Here is a 21,449-nt window from a genome sequence, read left to right on the forward strand (position 1 = left end):
GGCCGGGGCCGGGGCCGGGGCAGCCGGAGCCGGCTTGGGCGCTTCAGCCTTGGGCGCGGGCGCGGCGGCCGGCGCGGCCGGCGCGGCCGAGGCGGTCGCGCCTTCGGCGACGACGCCCAGCACCGTGCCCGGAACGACGGTCGCGCCTTCCGCAGCGCCGATCGCCGACAGCACGCCGTCGGCGGGCGAGGCCACCTCGAGCGAAACCTTGTCGGTTTCCAGCTCGACGAGGATCTCGTCCTTCTTCACGGCCTCACCGACCTTCTTGGTCCAGCGCGCCACCGTGGCTTCGGTGACGGATTCGCCGAGGGCGGGCGTATTGATGTCGGCCATGGGGCTTTCCGAGTCTCTCTTGCTTGGTCCGGCGGGTTTCTTGGGTACGAGCCCTTCGCTTACGCGAAGGCCTCGTTGAGGAAGGTTTCGAGCTCTTTCAGGTGGCGGCTCATCAGACCGGCGGCCGTCGAGGCCGAGGCCGGGCGGCCGACGTACTTGGCGCGCTTGGCCTTGATGTCCAGCTTGTCGAGCGTCAGTTCCAGCCACGGATCAACAAACGTCCAGCCGCCCATGTTGCGGGGCTCTTCCTGACACCAGATCAGGTCGGCGTTCTTGAAGCGGGAGAGCACGTTCATCAGCGACTTCATCGGCCACGGATAGAACTGCTCCAGACGCAGCAGATAGACGTCGTCACGGCCAAGCTTGGCGCGCTGGTCGACGAGGTCGAAATAGACCTTGCCCGAGCAGACGATGACGCGCTTGATCTTGTCGTCGCTCTTCAGCGTGATCCCGCCGACGTCGCAACCGGCCTCGGCGCCGTCCACCATCACGCGGTGGAAGGCCGAGCCCTCGGCGAAGTCCGACAGGTTCGAGACCGCGCGCTTGTGGCGCAGCAGGCTCTTGGGCGCCATCACGATCAGCGGCTTGCGGAACTCGCGGTGCATCTGGCGACGCAGGGCGTGGAAGTAGTTGGCCGGCGTCGTGCAGTTGACGACCTGCATGTTGTCTTCGGCGCACGACTGCAGGAAGCGCTCCAGACGCGCCGAGCTGTGCTCGGGACCCTGGCCTTCATAGCCGTGCGGCAGCAGCATGACGAGGCCGCTCATCCGCAGCCACTTGCGCTCGCCCGAGCTGATGAACTGGTCGATCACGACCTGGGCGCCGTTCACGAAGTCGCCGAACTGGCCTTCCCAAAGCGTCAGGGTGTTCGGCTCGGCCAGCGAGAAGCCGTATTCGAAGCCCAGCACCGCCTCTTCCGACAGGGCCGAGTCGATCACTTCATAGTGGGCCTGGCCGGCGCGGATGTTGTTGAGCGGTGTGTAGTGCTCTTCGGTCTTCTGGTCGATGATGTCCGAATGGCGCTGGGTGAAGGTGCCGCGCACGGAGTCCTGGCCCGACAGGCGGACCGGGATGCCTTCGTCCAGCAGGGTGGCGAAGGCCAGGTGCTCGGCCGCGCCCCAGTCGATGCCCTCGCCCTTCTCGAACGCGTCGCGACGGTTCTCGATGGCGCGGCGCACGGTCTTGTGGGCGTCGATCCGCTCGGGGATCGCCGTGATCAGGCGGCCCAGTTCCAGCAGGCGGGTCTTGGGGAAGGCGGTCTTGCCGCGGCGATCCTCGTCGCCCGGCAGGGTCAGGCCGGCCCACTTGCCGTCCAGCCAGTCGGCCTTGTTGGGCTTGTAGATCTTGCCGGCGTCGAACTCGGCGTCGAGGAACTTCTCGAACTCCGAAACCCAGCTGTCGCAGTCGGCCTGGGTGATGACGCCCTCGCCGATCAGGCGGTTCGAATAGAGTTCGCGGGTCGAGGGGTGGCCCTTGATCTTCGCGTACATCAGCGGCGACGTCATGGTCGGATCGTCGCCTTCGTTGTGACCGAAGCGACGGTAGCAGACCATGTCGATGACCACGTCCTTGCCGAACTTCTGCCGGTACTCGGTCGAGACCTTGGCGGCGAAGACGACGGCTTCGGGATCATCGCCGTTCACGTGGAAGATCGGCGCCTCGACCATCAGCGCCATATCGCTGGGATAGGGCGAGCTGCGCGAATAGCGCGGGCTGGTGGTGAAGCCGATCTGGTTGTTGACGATGAAGTGGATGGTGCCGCCCGTGCGGTAGCCCTTCAGGCCCGACAGGGTGAAGCACTCGGCCACCACGCCCTGGCCGGCGAACGCGGCGTCGCCGTGCAGCAGCAGCGGCAGCACGTGGCCACGGCCCGCGTCCGGCTGTTCGCGCAGGGTGAAGGCCTGCTTGGCGCGGGCCTTGCCGATCACGACCGGGTTGACGATTTCCAGGTGCGACGGGTTGGCGGTCAGCGACAGGTGGACCTTGTTGTCGTCGAACTCACGGTCCGACGAGGCGCCCATGTGATACTTCACGTCGCCCGAGCCCTCGACGTCCGAGGGCACCGACGAGCCGCCTTGGAACTCGTGGAAGATGACGTGGTAGGGCTTGCCCATCACGGCGGCCAGCACGTTCAGACGGCCGCGGTGCGGCATGCCCAGGACGATGTCCTTCACGCCCAGCGCGCCGCCGCGCTTGATGATCTGCTCCAGCGCCGGGACCATGGCCTCGCCGCCGTCCAGACCGAAGCGCTTGGTGCCGGGGAACCGCTTGTGCAGGAAGCGCTCGAAGCCCTCGGCCTCGATCAGCTTCTTCAGGATGGCGACCTTGCCTTCCTTCGAGAAGGTGATTTCCTTGTCGCGGCCCTCGATGCGCTCCTGCAGCCAGGCCTTCTCGGCCGGGTCGGAGATGTGCATGTACTGCACGCCGACATTGCCGCAGTAGGTGCGGCGGACGATCGACAGGATCTCGCGGATCGTCGCGGTCTCAAGGCCCAGCACGAAGTCGAGGAAGATCGGGCGGTCGTAGTCGGCTTCCGAGAAGCCGTACGAGGCCGGGTCCAGCTCGCTGGCGTCCTTGGGCGGATCCAGGCCCAGCGGGTCCAGATTGGCGGCCAGGTGACCGCGCATCCGGTAGGCGCGGATCATCATGATGGCGCGCAGGCTGTCCAGCGTGGCGGCGCGGACGGCTTCAGCGCTGGCGGCGGGGGCCTTGGCCTCGATGGCCTTGGAGACCTTGGCTTCGACGGCGGGGGCGACGGTGGCCCACTGGCCGTCCAGGGCCGACAGCCAGTCCGGACGGACGGTGGCAACCTTCTTGGGGGTCCAGGCCGGGTCTTGCGCGGCGCGCTTAACCTGGTCGGCCTGTTCCTGCAGGCTGGCGAAGAAGGCGTTCCACGAGGGCTCGACCGATCCGGGGTTCTCCGCCCACTGGGCGTAGAGGTCTTCCACGAACGCGGCATTGGCGCCGTAGAGGAAGCTGGTCTCGGTCAAGACCTGGTTGATGATGCCTGCGTCGTCCGCCATGGATTTGTCGCCTTCAGATCCGCTGCTTACGGGAGCGCTACCGCACAGCCCGTAAATATAGTCTCTCAATCACCCGGGCGCCCGTCGCTTAGCGGGGGCCCAGGTGATTTTTTCGGATCGTCGACTGGCGGTCGCAAAAAACCTGGGCCCCGCGCGAGGCGGGGTCTCGGTGTCTAGTTTAGCCCTTCAGGACTTCCAGCAGGGTCTCACCCAGCTTGGCCGGCGACGGCGAGACGCGGATGCCCGCATCTTCCATCGCCGCGATCTTGTCCTCGGCGCCGCCCTTGCCGCCCGACACGATGGCACCGGCGTGGCCCATGTGACGGCCAGGAGGAGCCGTACGACCGGCGATGAAGCCGACCATCGGCTTCTTGCGGCCGCGCTTGGCTTCGTCCTTCAGGAACTGGGCCGCTTCTTCTTCGGCCGAGCCGCCGATTTCACCGATCATGACGATCGACTTGGTGGCTTCGTCGGCCAGGAACATCTCGAGGACGTCGATGAACTCGGTGCCCTTGACCGGGTCGCCGCCGATGCCGACGGCCGTGGTTTGGCCAAGGCCCGCGTTCGTGGTCTGGAACACCGCTTCATAGGTCAAGGTGCCCGAGCGCGACACGACGCCGACGCTGCCTTCCGAGAAGATCGAGCCCGGCATGATGCCGATCTTGCACTGCTTGGGCGTCAGGACGCCCGGGCAGTTCGGGCCGATGAGGCGCGACTTGGAGCCTTGCAGGGCCTTCTTGACCTTGACCATGTCCAGCACCGGGATGCCCTCGGTGATGCAAACGATCAGCGGGATCTCGGCCTCGATGGCCTCCAGGATCGAGTCGGCCGCGAAGGGCGGCGGGACGTAGATCACCGAGGCGTCGGCGCCGGTGCGGTCCTTGGCTTCGGCGACGGTGTCGAACACCGGCAGGCCGATGTGGGTTTGACCGCCCTTGCCCGGGGTGACGCCGCCGACCATCTTGGTGCCGTAGGCGATGGCCTGCTCGGTGTGGAACGTGCCTTGAGCGCCGGTGATGCCCTGGCAGATGACCTTGGTGTGGGAACCGATCAGAACCGACATTTAGCGGGCGCCCTTCACAGCGGCGACGATCTTCTCGGCGCCGTCAGACAGATCGTTGGCGGCGATGACGTTCAGGCCGCTTTCCGAGATGATTTTCTTGCCGAGTTCGACGTTGGTGCCTTCCAGACGGACGACCAGCGGAACCTGGAGACCGACTTCCTTCACCGCGGCGATCACGCCTTCGGCGATGATGTCGCAGCGCATGATGCCGCCGAAGATGTTGACCAGGATGCCTTTGACGGCCGGATCGGCGGTGATGATCTTGAAGGCCGCAGTGACCTTCTCCTTGCTGGCGCCGCCGCCGACATCCAGGAAGTTGGCCGGCTCGGCGCCGTACAGCTTGATGATGTCCATGGTGGCCATGGCCAGGCCGGCGCCGTTGACCATGCAGCCGATTTCGCCGTCCAGGGCGATATAGGCCAGGTCGTACTTCGACGCTTCGATTTCCTTGGGGTCTTCTTCGCTCTCGTCGCGCAGCGCCTTGATGTCCGGGTGACGGAACAGGCTGTTGCCGTCGAACGACAGCTTGGCGTCCAGGACGCGCAGGTGATCATCCGCCGTCACGATCAGCGGGTTGATCTCCAGCATGGCCATGTCCTTGGCCATGAACGCCGTATAGAGCTGGTTCAGCAGCGAGGCGGCTTCCTTGGCCAGACCGCCGGTCAGGCCCAGAGCCTTGGCCAGGGCGCGGTGATGCGTCGGCCACACGCCCGTCGCCGGGTCGATGGTGAAGGTGTGGATCTTCTCGGGCGTCGAGTGGGCGACGTCCTCGATGTCCATGCCGCCTTCGGTCGAGGCGACGACCGAGACCTTGCTCGACGCGCGGTCGACCAGCAGCGACAGGTAGAATTCCTTGGCGATCGCCGCGCCTTCTTCGATGTAGAGGCGGTTGACCTGCTTGCCCTTCGGGCCGGTCTGGTGCGTCACAAGGACGCGGCCCAGCATTTCCTCGGCGTTCGAGCGAACCTCTTCCACCGACTTGACGACGCGGACGCCGCCCTTGGCGTCGGGGCCCAGGCCCTCGAACTTGCCCTTACCACGGCCACCGGCGTGGATCTGGCTCTTCACGACGAAGACCGGCCCACCCAGCTTTTCGGCGGCGGCGGCGGCTTCATCGGGCGTGAAGGCGGCGAAGCCGCGCGGCACGGGGGCGCCGAACTCGGCGAGTACAGCTTTGGCTTGATGTTCGTGGATGTTCATGAGGGCCCGGTCTCGACGACGGCTTTCTGAAATGTGGCCGGGTTATAGGAGCGCTGTTTCGCAGGCGCAACCGCGTGTGGGCGATAAGGTGAAGGCTTGCGCGGTTATCTTGCCCGATAGGCCACCGTCGCCGCCCGTTTAGGCGAGCGCGGCAAGGAAGCCCTTGACGCAACGACATTGTTACCGGTCCCATGCAGAACCTGGATCGCTCGCCCTGGACGCTCGCCGGAGCCGCCGGGCAATGGCAACGTTGTCATAACCTTGGGACGAGGCGGCCCTGGCTCCTGAGCGCTTGCGGATTCGCGTCAGGAGCCTTCGCTCGACGCCCCCTACTCGGCCCAATCCTTGCTCAGGCGCCGCGAGGCGAGGATCAGCAGCACCGCTGCGACGACATAGAAGCTGAGGCCGTAATAGATCGCATAACGCATCGACTCCGCGCCGTAACGTGGCGTGAGCAGGTCGGAGACATAGCCAAAGAACCACAGGCCCACCGCCAGACCCAGCAGGTTGTTGATCAGCAGGAACAGGGCCGAGGTGGTGGTCCGCATGGACGGCGGCGCCAGGTGCTGGACGGCGGCGACCACAGGCCCCAGCCACGCCAGGTTCAGACCGGTCGGGATCAGGAACAGCAGGAACGCCACGACCATCGACTGGACGTTCATCGCCAGCAGGAAGCACGGCAGGGCCACCAGGAAGCAGATGGCCGGCGCCAGGGCGTAGGCGGCCTTGTTCTTGGCCCCGAAACGGTCGGCCAGCACACCGCCCAGCCAGATGCCGGCCACGCCGCCGAACAGCGACAGGGCGCTGTAGTAGAGCGCGCGGTCGGTCAGCGAGAGGCCAAAGCTGCGCTGGAAGAAGGTCGGCAGCCAGAACGCCACGCCATAGCCGCAGATCGATGAGCAGGCCGCGCCGAATGACAGCAGCCAGAAGCTGGGCTTGGGCATGACGGTCGCCAGCACCTGGCCAAACGCCGGCGCCTTGGGGGGCTCGGCCGGCGCGACCTCGCCCGGCGCGCGGTCGAGCCCGCCCCGCACCGGATCCTTGACCACCCACTTGAAGATCGGGGCGAAGGCGACGCCCGCCAGACCCACGGCGATGAAAGCAAAGCGCCAGTCGACATAGGCTGCGATCAGGCCACCGAACAGCACGCCCAGGGCCGTGCCTAGCGGAATACCGAAGGAGTAAACCGCCAGCGCGCGCGCCCGCTGCTCCTTGGGAAAATAGTCCGCGATCAGTGAATAGGCCGGCGCCACACCGCCCGCCTCGCCGACGCCGACGCCCATCCGCGCCAGGAACAGACTCCAGAAGCCGCCCGCAAGACCGCAGACGACGGTGAAGCCGCTCCAGACGGTCAAGGCCACGGTCATGATCCAGGTGCGGCTGACCCGATCGGCCAACCAGGCCAGCGGTACGCCCAGCGTGGTGTAGAGCGCGGCGAACGCGACACCGCCCATCAGACCCAGCTGCGTGTCGGTCAGGTGCAGCTCGGCCTTGATCGACCCGGCCAGGATGCCGAGGATCTGCCGATCCAGGAAGTTGAAGGTGTAGGCCAGGATCAGCATGGCCAGCACCACGTAGCGGTAGCGGCCGCCCCGACCGGCCGTTTCGGCCTTGTTCACGTCCTCGCTCATGCTCGCCCTCCTCAACGCCCGTACAGATACAAAAAGGGCGGGACCTGTTGCAGCAAGTCCCGCCCGAGCAGCTATCGCCTAGATTAGAAGGCCACCTCGATCGAAGCGGCCACAGTGCGCGGCGGACCATAGAAGCCGATCACCGAGTTGTTGTAGGTCGGGACCCCGAAGTTGTAGCCGCCGATGCGGTACTTCTCGTTGGTCAGGTTCTTGCCGGTCAGGGCCAGCTTGTAGCGGCCGCCCGGAGCGGTCCACTGGGCCGTCAGGTCCACCAGGGTGAAGGCCTTCTGGTCCAGCAGCGGCAGGGGCTGCTCGAACTGCTGGTAGGCGTCGCGGTAGCTGACCATCGGCGTGATCGCCAGATCACCGCCCGCCAGCTCGCCGCGCCAAGTCAGGCTGACATTGCCCGTCCATTCCGGGGTGTTCTGGAAGCCGTAGAGATCGGCCACGTTGACGATCTGGCCGGTGGCCAGGGTCGTCGACGGGTTCAGCGGGTTCGGCGCGCCGGCCGGCACGAAGCGGCTGAAGGTGTCGTACTCGGCGTGGATGTAGCCCAAGGCGACATTGGCCGAGAGGTTGGCGCTCAGCTTGGCGTTGGCTTCGAACTCGACGCCGTACAGGGTCGAGGCGCCGGCGTTGTCGACCGAGCTGGCGATGCCCGAAGGCACCACGACCTGGGTCGTGACCTGCTGGTCGGTGTACTTCGACAGGAAGGCCGCCGACGAGAACGAGATGCGGCGCTCGAACATGTAGCCCTTCAGGCCGGCTTCGTAGGTCTTCACGACCTCGGGCTTGTAGCCGTTGACCGTCTGCGGGGTGATGAACGCGTCGCCGCGCATGTCCCAGCCGCCCGACTTGTAGCCCTTCGAGAACGAGACATAGCTCGTCAGGTCGTCGCTCAGGTCATACGAGGCCGAGATGCGCGGCGTGAACTGCTCGAAGGTCTTCTCGGCGTTGTAGTTGGTGCGCGTCTGCAGGATCGGACGCGGGGTTCCGCCCTGATACGGCGTGCGCGTCGCGCCAAGATAGAAGAAGCGATAGACGTTGGCGCGCTTGGCGTCGCGGGTGGCGCGGGCGCCCAGCGAGACCTTGAACTTGTCGGTCAGATTGGCGCTGAAGTCGAAGAACGCCGCAAAGCTCTGGGTGTTGACCTTGCCGCCGTTGGCGATGGCCACACCGAGGTTGCCGGCGATGGTGTCGAACTCACCGGAAGCCTGGCTGTTCATGTAGTAGAGGCCGAAGACGCCCTGGACGTTTTCGTCCGAATAGACGGCCTGCAGTTCCTGCGAGAACGAGCGGTCGTCATAGGTGGCCGGCACGTCCAGCGTCGGCAGCGGCGTGCCGTCGAAGTCGATGACGGTGTCGGTATGGCCGCGACGGTTGGCGGTGATCGACTTGAGGGTGACGGTGTCGCTGGCGTTCCATTGAGCGGTCAGCGACACGCCCTTGGTCATCACGTGGTTCTTGTCGCCCAGGCCCGCCTGGGTGTCGTAGATGTCCAGAACCTTGTAACCGCCGACCAGGGCCGGAAGTTCGCGGTGACCGTGACGCGGGTTGGAGTCGTCGACCACCTTGTCATAGGCCAGACGGAAGAACAGGTCCTCGGTCGGCTGGTATTCAGCGCTGATACGATAGGCCTCGACGTCCTTGTTGTAGTGCTCGGCGCCGGTGGTCAGGTTCGAGCCGTAGCCGTCACGCTTGTAGAGGGCGTACGAGCCACCGACCGACAGGCCGCCGCCGACCGGGGTCTGGCCCGACACCAGCACGTCGGTCTGATTATAGCTGCCGTACGTGCCGCGGATCTTGGCGCCGGCTTCATCGCCCAGGCGCTTGGTCACGTACTTGATCGCGCCGCCAATGGTGTTGCGGCCATACAGCGTGCCCTGCGGGCCGCGCAGCACTTCGATGCGCTCGATGTCGAAGATATCCAGCACCGCGCCCTGCGGGCGATAGATGTAGACGTCGTCGACATAGAGGCCGACGCCTGGCTCATAGCCCCACAGCGGATCCTGCTGGCCCACGCCGCGGATATAGCTGATCAGGGTCGAGTTCGAACCGCGGGCGGTCTGCACCGTGATGTTCGGGGTCGTCTGCGACAGGACGGTGATGTCCGTGCCGCCCGCGCGCTCCAGTCGCTCGGCCGAGAAGGCCGAGACGGCGACGGGGACGTCCTTGAGATTTTCCTCGCGACGACGCGCGGTGACCGTCACCTCGTCGACCGAAACCGAGTTGTCAGCGGCCGGGGCCTGCTGAGCCGACGCGGCGCCGGCGATCGTGCTCCACGCAGCGCCAGCCAGCAGCGCGGCCTTCCACATCGAAGTCATGGGTTTCCCCTCCCTAGTGTTCCGCCCTCCCGAGCCGGATCCGTCTTTCGCGGACGCGCGCTCGGAGCTCCGCCAATTCATCGAACAGCGAATTGCGAACACCATCACCCGAACCGGCGCAGGACGCCAGCCCTTTTTCATCAGGTGATGAAAAATGAAGCGCCTGTTGCGGATCAGCCGCTCGCCAGGGCCTTGTTCTGCTTGGCGATCACCGCCTCGAAGCCGGCGGCGCAATAGGCGAACAGGCGCTGGCGGACGGACTCAAGATCGCTGGAATGGCATTCGCCCTCCGACAGGGAGTCGATGCGGCCCGTCTCCGAAAGGGTCAGCATCATCGAGCCGGTGAGAAACTGGTAGCACCAGTAGAGGTCGCGATAGGCCGCCTCAGGTCGCACCGTCTTGAGCGTCTCGACCAGCTGGTGGACCACCGGATCGAAGAAGCGGGTCATGGTCTCGCCGCCCCATGCTGGGGTGTTGTTCACCTGCGCCACCAGGACGAAGTAGCTTTTCCAGCCCCGACCGCCGTCCTGCGAGATCCGCAGCAGCGGATCGATGAAGGCCTCGATGACACCCTCGACGGTCATCGCGCCCGCATTGGCCTTCACATAGGCGTTCATCGACGCCTCGCGAGCCTGGTTGAGGATCTCGGCCCGGCGCAGGAACACCGCATCGAACAGCTCGCGCTTGGCGCCGAAATAGTAGTGGATCAGGGCGGTGTCGACGCCCGCCTCGGCCGCCACCTGGCGGGTGGTGACGCCATAAAAGCCATGACGCGCGAACAGTCCCTCGGCCGCGTCGAGAATGGTCTCCTTCAGATCCAGGCCCTTGGCCTTGGACGGGCGACCCCGTCCGCCGGCGCGGGCGCGGGACTTGGTTGCGGTCATGGGGACGGGCCCGCCTTGATGAAGCTCCGCCCTCGGATAGGCGCAACCCGGCGGCCCTGGCAAGGACCGCCGTTCGCTCAGGCGCCGACGAACACACCATGGAACGTGACCGGCAGCGCCACCGACGCGCGCCAGGTCACCAGCGGCCCCCGCTCCACGTGGCCCGCGTCAAAGACGTGCAGCTCGGTCGCGCGGGCGTCCAGATTGAGCGTCGTGCCCACCAGCCAGCCGTCCAGCTCCGCCGACGATCCGGGGCGCGGGGCGAAGACCATCTCCTCGACAAGATGACGCGCGCCGAAGTCGAAGACTTGGTCGCGATCCTTCTTCCAGTCCCGCACCGCGACGCTCTGGAACAAGGGGCGATCGGGGCGCTCGTTGGTCAGGTGGACCGAATAGCGCCGCGCAAAACCCGCAAAACGCGGATCCGAGCGCGGGAACTCGGCGCTGACCGCTTCGGCGGCCAGCTCGGCCTGGCCATTGGCGCGCAAGGTGATCATGGCCCGGCGCGGCGGCGGAGCCTTGAGGAACTCGCCGCGCACGATCGCCCCGCCGTTCGCCGCCGTTCCGGAAGGATCCTTGTCGATGCAGGCGTCGAAGCGGATCGTCCCGTCGGCCTCCTCCCAGGCGTCGCCCAGATGGAAGAAGAAGAAGGGCGGCAGCTCGAACACGCGGCGCTTCGAAAGATCGTTCTTGTCGAGCACCAGAACCTTTGTCCCCAGCTCCGGCTTCCAGACCATGTTGGTCGCGATCGGCATGCTCATGCCTTCCTGCACCCAGGGCTGGAGGATGATGACGAGACTGCGCTCGGTGGCGGTGAAGTCGTGCATGTAGCCGGCGCGCGGCAGGGTGATGACCTCGGCCTTGCGCAGGGCGCCGTCGGCCGACAGGTTCCAGACCACCGCCCGCTTGCCCGCCAGGCCCAGATTCCAGACGGTTCCGTCCGGCTCGACGCGCGGATGGGCCAGGAACGGCATGCCCTTCATATCGGGACTCAGCGCCTTGAACCCGCGCGTCTCCAGCGTGACGGGATCCATCGCCGTCGGCGAGCCGCCTTCCCACAGCGCCCAGAGCTCGCCGCCCGCCATCATCACCGAGGTGTTGGCGGCGTTGGCGTCATCAGCCGAACCCAGGCGAGCGCCAGGTCCCGAGGCCGTGCCGTAGCCGGGGGTGATCACCGCATCGGCGGCGGTGTCCTGGCGTCGTTTGACGGTGTCGACGAACCGCGCCGCCATCCGGGCCTGGCCGTCCGCCATCTGGAACTTGCGGACCATGCCGTCGCCGTCGAACCAGTGGCCGACCGCACCGCCGGGCCGGCGGAACTTGGCCGGGCCGTTGCGGAACAGCGTGCCCGTCAGGTCGGCGGGCGCGCGGCCGTGAATCCGGGTCAGGCCGGTCGGCGCGATGTCCGCCTCGACGTCGGCGATGCCGAGGGTCCAGTCGTTGGCGGCGGCGGCCCAGAGGGTTTCGGGGGTGAGGACGGCGGCGGTGCCCGTCAGGGCCGCGCCGCGCAGGATGTCACGCCGGTTCATGGCTGGGCTCTCAGTTCAGGCGGAGGGATTGAGCGTTGGCGCCGGCCTTGACCTCGAAGGCGGCGGCGGCGAACGAGGGCGGGCCCATGTTCGGCTGGGCGTCACGCGAGAAGCCGTAGGGCTCGGTCGGAATGCCGAAGGGGTTGGTCGCCATCTTGCCGTCGCCATCCACATCCTGGAATGCGCGCACGGCGTAGGAGCCAGGCGGCAGGGCCAGGATCTTGGCCGTGGCGGGGTCCTTGGCGGCCGAGGCGTTGGTGAAACGGACCGGCTTGCCCGACGCCCAACCCTGCGGGCTGTCGAAGACGGCGATCAGGATCTGCCCCTGCTTGGCCTTGAGGTCGGGGAAGGTCAGGGTCAGGTCGCCCAGGGCCTCTTGGGCGCGTGCGGCGGGGGCGATAATGGAAGCGGCCGCCAGGGCCAGGGCGAGCGTGCGAACGTGGGTCATGGAGTTGGTCCTTCTTGGGTTCGGATGAGGTGGAGGGTCAGCCCAGGAACACGGTCCAGAGCAGCCGACCGGGGAGAAAGGTGAAGAGGCCGGCCACCAGCAGGCCGCCGACGAACATGCCGGTCATGGCCTTGCGATGCGCCGAGACCTTGCCGCGCTTGATGGCGTAGACTGCGCCCGGCAGACCGATGATGGTCCAGCCCGACAGCAGGTGGATGAAGCTGAAGGCGCCGTGGTTGATCTCGCGGATGAACAGCGAGCTGACCGCCGTCGAGCCCATGGCCAGCACCCAGGTCCAGCCCAGCAGCTTGTGCAGGGTCGTGCCCTTCACCCGCATCATCAGGACGACGCCGATGGCCAGCGCGGTCAGGGCCGAGAAGAGGTGGACCTGGACCACCGCCGGCGCGGCGGCGATCCGCGAGAAATCGGGCGCGTGAGGCTGGAACCGGACTTGCTGGGCGAAAGCGCCAAGGTCGGTGAAAGCGCCCGGCGCCGTCAGCGCGACAATCAGCGTCGCAGCGCCGACGCCCAAAGCGGCGTTACGCAGACCGCTCCAGCGATCCGAAGCCTGCGAGATTGACTTGCCGTGCGGGTCCATCTTCCTTCACTCCCGGTTCGAGCGGGGCGGTGGATCGCCTCGCCGTCGAAAGCCTTGGTGGAGTGGTCGGGTCCGTGCCTCAATCGTCGTTGCGTCAGTCGCCGGCCTCGTTTCGTGAACGGCTGGCAGGCGCCGTTCACGCTTCGCGAATGGCCATGGCCACACGGCAGAGCCTGCGGGGCTTCGCAGTCTCGGCGGCGGCCGGTGTGTTCCTGGCGCTGATCGGCGCCTTCGGCAGCGACGCCGCGCCGATGGGCGTCCGGCTGGCCTACTGGGTCGGGCTCTGCCTGGCGGGCGCCGTCGTCGGCACGGCGGTCACCCATCTGATCGGACACGAGGGTCGGGCGGACGCGCGCCCCTGGCTCTATGGCGCCTTCACGGTGATCGGCATCACCCTGCCCTTCACGGGTGTGGTCTGGCTGGTCAGCGAGCTTGCCTTCCACGGCTCGCCCCGTCCTCAGACGCTGTCGCTATATGTGGGCCCGGTGTTCATCGTCACGACCGGCATGACCGCGCTGAACTTCCTGGTCCAGCGCCGGCCGGTGGAAACCCACGCCGCGCCCGTCGGCGCCGCCGCGCCGCGCTTCCTGGAGCGCTTGCCTGTCAAGCTGCGCGGCGCCGAACTCCACGCCGTCGAGGCGCAGGACCATTACCTGCGCCTGCACACCTCGCGCGGCCAGGACCTGATCCTGATGCGCCTGTCCGACGCGGTCGCCGAGCTGGAGGGCATCGAAGGCGCCCAGACCCACCGGTCGTGGTGGGTGGCGAAGTCCGCCGTCGAAGACGCCCGTCGGGCCGATGGGCGCGCGACCTTGCGGTTGAAAGGCGGACTCGAAGCGCCCGTCAGCCGCGCCTACGCCAAGGCCCTGCGCGAGGCGGGCTGGTTCTAAGCAATCACGTCGGTGCGGCTTCACGCCCGGGTGCGCAGCAGGATCTTCGACCGCGCCTCCAGCGCCAGCAGGACGAACAGCACCAGGAACGCGAAGGCCAGCAGCAGCAGCGACAGGCGATGCGCCTCGCCCCATTCCAGCGCCTCGACCAGGCGATAGATCTCGGTCGACAGCACCGTGGTCTCGCCCGGGATGTTCCCGCCCAGCATCATCACCACCCCGAACTCACCGACCGTGTGGGCGAAGGTCAGGATCGCGGCGGCGACATAGCCCGGCAGCGCCAGCGGCAGGGCCACCCGCCAGAAGGTCTGCGCGCGTGAGGCCCCCAGGCTGGCGGCGGCTTCCAGCGGCTCGTCGCCGATGGCCAGGAAGGCGTTGCGCAGCGGCTGGACGGCGAACGGCAGCGAATAGATCAGCGAACCGATCACCAGCCCCTCGAAGGTGAAGGCCAGGGTCCGCACCCCGAACGGCTGCAGCAGCGCCATCAGCGGACTGTTCGGACCCAGGGCGATCAGCAGATAGAAACCCAGCACGGTCGGCGGCAGGACGATCGGCAGGGCGACGATGGCGGTGACGGGCGTCCGCAACGGCGAGCGCCCCCGGGCCAGCCACCAGGACAACGGGGTGGCCAGCAACAGTAGAAGCAGGGTGGTGATCCCCGCCAGCTTCGCGGTCAGCCACAGCACCTCGCCCATGGTCAGCGCGCCTCGTAGCCGTAGCGGCGGATGATCGCCTTGGCCTCGGCGCTCTTGAGGAACGTCAGGAAGGCCCTGGCGGCGTCGCTGTTCGCGCCGGTCTTCAGCAGCACCGCCTGCTGCTCGATCGGCCTGTGGTTGGCGACCGGCACGATCCAGCGCGAACCGCCCTTGTCGTCCACGACCTGAGACAGCGCCACGAAGCCCAGTTCCGCCGCGCCGGTCTGGACGAACTGAAAGGCCTGGGTGATCGAGGCGCCCATGACGATCTTGGGCCTTACGGCGTCGTAGCGCTTGAGCTTGTTCAGGGTTTCGATCGCCGCCTGGCCGTAGGGCGCGGCCTTGGGGTCGGCGATGGCCAGCTTGTCGAACCGGCCGCTGGCCAGCACCGCGCCCTGGCCGTCGACGAGGCCCGGCGTCCGGCTGAACAGGACAAGGCGTCCGGTGGCGTAGGTGAAGCGCGTTCCGGGCACGGTCAGCCCCGTCGCCTCGGCCTTCTGCGGACGCTCGACATCGGCCGACAGGAACACCTCGTACGGCGCGCCGTTGGCGATCTGGGTGTAGAACTGGCCCGAGGATCCGAAGCTGAGTACGGCGTCATGGCCGGTCCTGGCCTTGAAGCGCGCGGTGATCGCCTTGGCCGGCTCGGTGAAGTTGGCCGCGACCGCCACCTTGGTCTCGCCGGCCAGGGCCGCGCCGGCGACCGCCAGCGACCATAGGCCGGTCAGGACGGCGATCAGCGTCGAACGGCGAGCGATCATCTGATATGCCCCTAGCCAAGCGCAGCGGTTATGCAGCCCAACTACATAACGATGAAGTCGAGACCCGACCAGTGAGCAGCGACGCCGACTTCCGCGCCTCCCTGATCCTCAAGCGCGGCGGGCTGGCGCGGGTGGGCCTGGAGCGCATCGCCTTGCTGGAGGCCGTGGCGCGGCACGGCGCGATCAGCGCGGCCGCGAAGGACGTAGGGCTTTCCTACAAGGGCGCCTGGGACGGCGTGCAGGCGCTGAACAACCTGTTCGAGGCGCCGCTGGTCAGCGCCGCGCCGGGCGGACGCGCCGGCGGGGCGGCGCAGGTGACCGCCCGGGGTCACGCGGTGATCCGCGCCTTTCGCGCCGCCGAGCGGGAGGTGAGCGCCGCCTTCGCGCGGCTGGAAGTCGACCTGTCGAGCGACGCCGAGCTACTCTGGAGCCTTGGCCTGCGCACCAGCGCCCGCAACGCCCTGCGCGGCGTCGTGACGATGGTGAGCGAAGACGAGGTCACCGCCGCCGTCACCCTGGACGTCGGCGAGGGTCTTGGCCTCACCGCCCGGGTCACCCGGCGCAGCGTGGAGGATCTGGGCCTCGCGCCGGGGCGGCCGGCCATCGCCTTGATCAAGTCCAGCTTCATCCGGCTGGACGGGGCGCCAGCGGAAAATTGGCTGGAGGGGCGCATCCTCGACCGCGAGGGCGGTCAGGCCGCTGCCGAAGTGACGATCGGTCTGTCCGTCGGCAAGTCGCTGGTGGCCACGGTCGGAGCGGACGCGCCTGGCTGGGACTTGGCGCCCGGCGACGCCGTCGTCGTCTCGATCGCCGCCGCCGACATCATCCTGGCGGTGGACTAAACCGTCCTAGCGCTTGCGGCGAGCCCGCCACTGGTCGGCGGTCTGACCCCAGATCTCAACGACGTGATCTTCAAACGGCGGCGGCAGTCGGCCAAGCCCGCGATTCACCGAGCCCAGGCGATCGGCCACCGCCTGGGACGGCGTGTTCTCTGGATCGATGCAGTGGATGATGTCGGTCCACCCCAGGTGATCCACCACCCAGTCGATCGTCGCGCTCGCCGCCTCGACCGCATAGCCTCGCCCCCAGGCGTCGGGGTGCAGGCCCCAGCCGACCTCGGTCCCGGGCCAGCCCTCGGGACGCCAGGGCCCGATCCGGCCCAGCCATTGACCGGAGGCCTTCTCGATGACCGAGAACATGCCAAAGCCGTTCAGGGCCCACGATCCCGCCATCGTCGCCATGAACCGCCAGGCCGTGGCGCGGGGTTGCTGGCCGCCGATGAAGCGCGCCGCGACCGGATCGGCCATCATCTGCGCCCAGCGGTCCAGGTCCGCGTCAGCCGGCGGTCGCAGGATGAGACGTTGGGTCTCCAGCGTGGGCCCCGGTGCGACAGGCATGACGATCTCCCCTTAAGCCACGCAGTCAGCCAGACCGTCGCGCCGCACGGCGCCCGTGGCCTTGCCGATCTTCTTGGTCCGCTTGGCCACGTACTTGCCCGGCTTGATCACCTTCCACTTCAGGGGGCTGGGCAGGATGGCCGCCAGACGGGCGGACTGAGCCTGGGTCAGCTTGGCGGCGCTGACGCCGAAATAGCGCTGGGCGGCCGCTTCGGCGCCGTAGATGCCCGAGCCGTACTCGATGGAGTTCATATAGACCTCCATGATCCGCTTCTTGCCCCAGAAGGTCTCGATCAGCACCGTAAACCAGGCCTCCAGCCCCTTGCGGACATAGGAGCGCCCCGGCCACAGGAACACGTTCTTGGCCGTCTGCTGGCTGATCGTGGAGCCGCCCCGGATCTTGCGGCCCGATTCGTTGTTCTCGTAGGCCTTCTGCAGGGCCTCGAAGTCGAAACCGCGGTGCTCGCAGAACTTGGCGTCCTCGGCCGCGATCAAGGCGCGCGGCAGGGCGGGCGAGATCTTGTCCATCGGCCGCCAACGATGGTCCAGCCCTCGCCCCTCGACGGCGCGGATCACCATCAGCGGCGTCACCGGCGGCGGAATGAAGCGGTAGAGAATGACCGCCACAACAGGCCCGGCGACCAGCACCAGGAACAAGGCCAGCAGAAGATTGCGTAAAAGCCGCCGCACGAAACGCCCCACTTGTCTTGACGCAGCGGACGGATGCTAACCACAGCAAACGCCGCTGTCGCGCGGCATAAACATATCGGGTTAAGGGAGCTTTCGATGGACGTGATCGACGCCGTGAACCGCCGCATGTCGGTGCGCGCTTTCAAGCCCGATCCGGTCGACGCCGGGCTGATCCGCGATCTGCTGGAGACCGCCGCGCGCGCGCCTTCGGGCGGCAACCTGCAGCCCTGGCGGGTCCAGGTCGTGGGCGGCGCGCCGCTGGAGGCGTTGAAGGCCGCCATGCTGCAGCGCGTGGCCTCGCCCGATCCCACCGAATACGACGTCTATCCCGCCAACCTTTGGGAGCCGTTGCGCAGCCGCCGCTTCCAGGTCGGCGAGGACATGTACGGCGCGCTGGGCATTCCGCGCGAGGACAAGCTGCAGCGCCTGCAGTGGTTCGCCAACAACGGCCAGGGCTTCGGCGCGCCGGTGCAGCTGTTCTTCTCGATCGACCGTCGCTGCGGCCCGCCGCAGTGGAGCGATGTCGGCATGCTGATGCAGACCTTCATGCTGCTGGCCGTCGAGCGCGGTCTCGACACCTGCCCGCAGGAGTTCTGGTCGCATTACAACAAGCTGGTCGACGAGCATGTCGGCCTGCCCGAGGGCCACATGCTGTTTTCAGGGATGGCGCTGGGCTACCGCGACGCCGACGCCTCGGTGAACAACTTCCGTTCGCGCCGCGCGCCGTTCGAGGAGTGGGCGGAGCTGAAGGGGTTCTAGCGCCCGTTCACCACCCCACAACCGTCATCCCGCGACGTGTTCGCGGGACCCATTTATCCGTCGCAAGTGAAGGGCAAACCCACACGCTCACGTGGAAGCTGAACCATGGGTCCCGCGCATAAAGCGCGGGATGACGGCGTCTTGGAGTCGGCTTTCTAGGCCCTACCCCACAAACTGACGCGGGCCGGAAAGGTCGGGGATCTCCAGCACCCCGGCCTCGCCGCTCTCATCGCCCCAGGCCAGCCGCTTGCCGTCGGCGCTGACCGACAGGGCGCTGATGGACGCGCCCTTCTCGGCCTTGAGGGTCTCGATGCGGCCGTTGCGCATGTGCGCCGCCCAGATCTTGCCGTTGTCCTGGCCGGCGATGCAGACCGGCTGAGGGTCGATCCCCGCCACGCGGACCACCATCGAATCGCGCGAGAAGCCGATCTCCGCGGCCTCCTTGCCCATCGGCCCGTTGGCGCCCGCGAACGGCCAGATGACCGCGCCCGAGGCGCCGGCCGTGGCCAAGAGATTGCCCTTGTCGAAGAAGGCCACGCTTTTGATCTTGGACGGATAGCCGCCCATCCGCATGTCCTTGCCGTCCGACAGCCGCCAGCCGTGCAGCTGGTTTTCCTGCATGGACGAGATCAGGAACTTGCCGTCCGGGCTGAATTCCACCGCGATATGGCTGCCGGCCCACTTCAGGACCGTCGGCTTCTGATCGGCGATCCGCGCGTACCACAGATAGGCGCCGCCATAGGTCGCCGAGGCCAGGCGCCGGCCCTTGGGCTCGAACGCCAGACCCGACACCGTCTTTTCATGTGGGAACGTGCGCGCAAAGGCCGGATCGGCGGCGTCGCGGACATGGACCTCCTTGCCCGCGGTGAAGGCGATCAGTCCCGAGGCGGCGCTGGTCGCCACATGCTCGATCCACTTGTTCTTCACCTCGGCGATCAGGGTGGCGACGACCTCGCCGCCCTCGATTCGGCTCCAGACCACGCGGCCGTCGTCGCCGCCGGTGACGATCCCCGCGCCGCTGGGGTGGACCGCCGCCGCCAGGACCGCGCCGCCCAGTGGGCCGCCATGCGCCTCGACCGTGACGAATCCCTCGTCGGTCTGCAGGCGAACCGTGCCGTCGCCGAGCGCGAACATGGCGCGGCCGGAGCGATCAAACAGGGCGTTTGTGACAAAGGCGTCGAACGAAAAGATCATGCGCGCGAGATAAGACACACCGGCGGCGACGACTAGACTCTTTCGGGAAGCGCCACATTCGCGCCTCGCGCGAACCTCGATGCGCCCCGGCGCCCATTCGAACGGCGTTCCGTCAAAAAGAGTCAAAAAGGGGGTTGCTATTGCGCCGCGTCGTCGGGCTTTACTTCCGCGCCCGTCTGCGCCAGACGTGGCGAGGTAACGACATTTCAGGCGTGCGCGACGCGCGCGGCCTTCTGGGAGACAGTGCAGGCTATGGCGGCTAAACTTGCTGGCGGCGGTGGTGGCCGTTACGATCTGGGCCAGAATTCCGAAATCAACGTCACGCCCTTCGTGGACATTCTGTTGGTGCTGCTGATCATCTTCATGGTCGCCGTGCCGATGGCCGTGACGTCCATCAAGATCGACCTGCCGCCGGCGGTTCCGCCGCCGCCGAACGCGCCGAAGCCGAAGGAACCGGTCTTCATCTCGATCCAAAAGTCGGGCGCGATCTTCATCGCTGACAAGCAAAGCAGCCTCGACAATCTCGAGATCGATCTGAACGCCAAGTTCGCCGCCACCGGCCAAGCCGGCCCGAAGGACGATCAGCGCATCATGATCCGCGCCGACGCCGACGTGCTGTACGCCGACTTCATGGGCGTGCTGAACCAGCTGCAGACGTCGGGCTGGTTCAAGGTCGGCCTGATCAACGAGGACATCCGCTAAGGATCCTCGGCGACAGCCAGAAACACGAAAGCCCCGGAGCTTCAGGCTCCGGGGCTTTTTTCTTTGTCTAAAATCCTCTCCCCAAGGGAGAGGTGTCGGCTCGAAGAGACGACGGAGAGGGAAGAGGCAAGGCCCAGGAGGATTTCCCCCTCCGTCGGCTTCGCCGACACCTCCCCCGCTTGGGGGAGGATTTTAGCCCCCTTAAGCCGCCGTCGCCTCGAAGCCCGCGCGCAGCTCGGCCTCGTCGAGGTCGCGACCGATGAAGACCATCCGGCTGTAGCGCTTGTCCTTGTCGGTCCACGGGCGCTGGAAGTCGCCTTCAAGGATCATGTGCACGGCCTGGAAGACGAGACGCTTGTCCTCGCCCTTCACGTCGATGATGCCCTTGGCGCGCAGGATGTCGGGGCCGCGACGGGCCAGCAGGTCATTGAGCCAGGCGGTGATCTTCTGGCCGTCCACCGGCTTGTCCAGCGTCAGCGAGATGCCCTTCACGCCGTCATCATGGACGTCGCTCTTGGCGTCGTGGTGATGGTGGTGGTCGTGACCGCAGTGCTCGTCATGCACGTGGTCATGGTCGTGATGGTGATGGTGGTCGCAGTGCTCGTCGTGCACGTGCCCCGGCTCGCCATGGGCCGGATTGAGGAAGTCCGGCTCCAGGTCGGTGATCCGCTCGAGATCGAAGCTGTGCTTGCCCAGAATGGCGTCCAGCGGAACGTTCGAGCGCTGGGCGCGGTGGATCGGGGCCAGCGGGTTGATCCGACGGATGCGCGCCTCGACGTGGCGCAGGTCGTCCTCTGACACCAGGTCGGTCTTGTTCAACACGATCTGGTCGGCGAAGGCGATCTGCTCGACGGCCTCCTTGCTGTCAGACAGGCGCAGCAGGATGTGCTTGGCGTCGACCACGGCCGTGACCGAGTCGAGGGCGGTACGCGCCTTGACGTCATCGTCGACGAAGAAGGTCTGAGCCACGGGACCCGGATCGGCCAGGCCCGTCGTCTCGACGATGATGGCGTCGAAACCGCCCTTTCGCTTCATCAGGCCCTGGAGAACCCGGATCAGGTCGCCGCGCACGGTGCAGCAGACGCAGCCGTTGTTCATCTCGAACACTTCTTCATCGGCGCCGACCACCAAGTCGTTGTCGATGCCGACCTCGCCGAACTCGTTGACGATCACGGCGTAGCGCTTGCCGTGCTCCTCGGTGAGGATGCGGTTGAGCAAAGTGGTCTTGCCGGCGCCGAGATAGCCGGTGAGCACGGTGACGGGGATCTTGCCGGAGGTCGGGACAGTCTGGGTCATGGCCGCTATTTAGGGGCCCAGGCCGTCCAGCG

The 21,449-nt window shown here is 67.0% G+C and carries 20 protein-coding genes and 1 pseudogene; 5 read left to right on the plus strand and 16 right to left on the minus strand.

Annotation, left to right across the window (positions count from 1 at the left end):
- From CVUC_RS06550 to CVUC_RS06595, 10 genes are all read right to left on the minus strand, one after another.
- A partial coding sequence (locus tag CVUC_RS06550; protein WP_336385814.1) for a biotin/lipoyl-containing protein occupies positions 1-333 on the minus strand: 333 nt, incomplete at its 3' end.
- 59 nt (positions 334-392) lie between these two features.
- Complete coding sequence (locus CVUC_RS06555) at positions 393-3,356, minus strand: 2-oxoglutarate dehydrogenase E1 component (protein ID WP_010918228.1); 2,964 nt, start codon at positions 3,354-3,356, stop codon at positions 393-395.
- A gap of 178 nt (positions 3,357-3,534) precedes the next feature.
- Positions 3,535-4,419: a succinate--CoA ligase subunit alpha gene (gene sucD / locus CVUC_RS06560; protein WP_096032304.1), complete on the minus strand. Its 885-nt coding sequence runs from the start codon at positions 4,417-4,419 to the stop codon at positions 3,535-3,537.
- On the minus strand, positions 4,420-5,619 hold the full coding sequence (gene sucC, locus CVUC_RS06565; protein WP_010918226.1) for an ADP-forming succinate--CoA ligase subunit beta: 1,200 nt from the start codon (positions 5,617-5,619) through the stop codon (positions 4,420-4,422). It lies immediately after the preceding gene.
- A 329-nt stretch (positions 5,620-5,948) separates the two neighbouring features.
- The gene (locus CVUC_RS06570; RefSeq protein WP_010918225.1) at positions 5,949-7,265 is read right to left on the minus strand and encodes a spinster family MFS transporter; all 1,317 of its coding nucleotides are present in this window, start codon (positions 7,263-7,265) and stop codon (positions 5,949-5,951) included.
- A gap of 68 nt (positions 7,266-7,333) precedes the next feature.
- Entirely contained in the window at positions 7,334-9,574 is a 2,241-nt protein-coding gene (locus CVUC_RS06575; RefSeq protein WP_164468045.1) for a TonB-dependent receptor, read from the minus strand.
- 173 nt (positions 9,575-9,747) lie between these two features.
- Positions 9,748-10,458: a TetR/AcrR family transcriptional regulator gene (locus CVUC_RS06580; RefSeq protein WP_024265528.1), complete on the minus strand. Its 711-nt coding sequence runs from the start codon at positions 10,456-10,458 to the stop codon at positions 9,748-9,750.
- A 77-nt stretch (positions 10,459-10,535) separates the two neighbouring features.
- The gene (locus tag CVUC_RS06585; protein WP_096032302.1) at positions 10,536-11,987 is read right to left on the minus strand and encodes a carotenoid oxygenase family protein; all 1,452 of its coding nucleotides are present in this window, start codon (positions 11,985-11,987) and stop codon (positions 10,536-10,538) included.
- Between the two features lie 10 nt (positions 11,988-11,997).
- Complete coding sequence (locus CVUC_RS06590; RefSeq protein ID WP_096032301.1) at positions 11,998-12,435, minus strand: DUF2141 domain-containing protein; 438 nt, start codon at positions 12,433-12,435, stop codon at positions 11,998-12,000.
- A 37-nt stretch (positions 12,436-12,472) separates the two neighbouring features.
- Complete coding sequence (locus CVUC_RS06595; protein ID WP_096034717.1) at positions 12,473-13,033, minus strand: DUF2306 domain-containing protein; 561 nt, start codon at positions 13,031-13,033, stop codon at positions 12,473-12,475.
- 62 nt (positions 13,034-13,095) lie between these two features.
- Here CVUC_RS06595 and CVUC_RS06600 point away from each other — a divergent pair, with 62 nt between their 5' ends.
- Positions 13,096-13,923 carry a LytTR family DNA-binding domain-containing protein gene (locus CVUC_RS06600; RefSeq protein ID WP_164468264.1) on the plus strand — a complete coding sequence of 276 codons (828 nt, stop codon included), beginning with the start codon at positions 13,096-13,098 and terminating at the stop codon, positions 13,921-13,923.
- A gap of 20 nt (positions 13,924-13,943) precedes the next feature.
- Here CVUC_RS06600 and modB read toward each other — a convergent pair whose 3' ends face one another.
- Both modB and modA read right to left on the minus strand, forming a co-directional pair.
- A complete protein-coding gene (modB, locus tag CVUC_RS06605; protein WP_096032299.1) occupies positions 13,944-14,618 on the minus strand; it encodes a molybdate ABC transporter permease subunit in 675 nt (224 codons plus the stop codon).
- Between the two features lie 2 nt (positions 14,619-14,620).
- Positions 14,621-15,379 (minus strand): molybdate ABC transporter substrate-binding protein, encoded by a 759-nt coding sequence (gene modA / locus CVUC_RS06610; protein WP_096032298.1) that lies wholly within the window; start codon positions 15,377-15,379, stop codon positions 14,621-14,623.
- A gap of 71 nt (positions 15,380-15,450) precedes the next feature.
- On the opposite strand from modA, the gene CVUC_RS06615 reads away from it, so the two are divergent.
- On the plus strand, positions 15,451-16,221 hold the full coding sequence (locus tag CVUC_RS06615; protein WP_096032297.1) for a TOBE domain-containing protein: 771 nt from the start codon (positions 15,451-15,453) through the stop codon (positions 16,219-16,221).
- A gap of 6 nt (positions 16,222-16,227) precedes the next feature.
- Here CVUC_RS06615 and CVUC_RS06620 read toward each other — a convergent pair whose 3' ends face one another.
- Both CVUC_RS06620 and mtgA read right to left on the minus strand, forming a co-directional pair.
- Entirely contained in the window at positions 16,228-16,776 is a 549-nt protein-coding gene (locus CVUC_RS06620) for a GNAT family N-acetyltransferase (protein WP_096032296.1), read from the minus strand.
- A 12-nt stretch (positions 16,777-16,788) separates the two neighbouring features.
- Positions 16,789-17,478 (minus strand): monofunctional biosynthetic peptidoglycan transglycosylase, encoded by a 690-nt coding sequence (gene mtgA, locus CVUC_RS06625; RefSeq protein ID WP_096032295.1) that lies wholly within the window; start codon positions 17,476-17,478, stop codon positions 16,789-16,791.
- Positions 17,479-17,562: 84 nt separating this feature from the next.
- Here mtgA and CVUC_RS06630 point away from each other — a divergent pair, with 84 nt between their 5' ends.
- On the plus strand, positions 17,563-18,225 hold the full coding sequence (locus CVUC_RS06630) for a nitroreductase (protein ID WP_096032294.1): 663 nt from the start codon (positions 17,563-17,565) through the stop codon (positions 18,223-18,225).
- Between the two features lie 162 nt (positions 18,226-18,387).
- On the opposite strand, the gene CVUC_RS06635 is transcribed toward CVUC_RS06630, so the two are convergent.
- On the minus strand, positions 18,388-19,419 hold the full coding sequence (locus tag CVUC_RS06635; protein ID WP_096034716.1) for a WD40 repeat domain-containing protein: 1,032 nt from the start codon (positions 19,417-19,419) through the stop codon (positions 18,388-18,390).
- A gap of 243 nt (positions 19,420-19,662) precedes the next feature.
- On the opposite strand from CVUC_RS06635, the gene CVUC_RS06640 reads away from it, so the two are divergent.
- Positions 19,663-20,121, plus strand: a complete 459-nt coding sequence (locus CVUC_RS06640) for a biopolymer transporter ExbD (protein ID WP_010918211.1) — start codon at positions 19,663-19,665, stop codon at positions 20,119-20,121.
- Positions 20,122-20,253: 132 nt separating this feature from the next.
- A pseudogene (locus CVUC_RS20800) lies at positions 20,254-20,339 on the plus strand (hypothetical protein); the annotation flags it as partial.
- On the opposite strand, the gene CVUC_RS06645 reads toward CVUC_RS20800, so the two are convergent.
- Complete coding sequence (locus tag CVUC_RS06645) at positions 20,323-21,417, minus strand: CobW family GTP-binding protein (RefSeq protein WP_096032293.1); 1,095 nt, start codon at positions 21,415-21,417, stop codon at positions 20,323-20,325. The pseudogene CVUC_RS20800 and the gene CVUC_RS06645 sit on opposite strands and share 17 nt — an antisense overlap.
- Positions 21,418-21,449: the final 32 nt, after the last annotated feature.

This window comes from Caulobacter vibrioides, assembly GCF_002858865.1.
In the GTDB taxonomy this organism is placed as follows: domain Bacteria; phylum Pseudomonadota; class Alphaproteobacteria; order Caulobacterales; family Caulobacteraceae; genus Caulobacter; species Caulobacter vibrioides.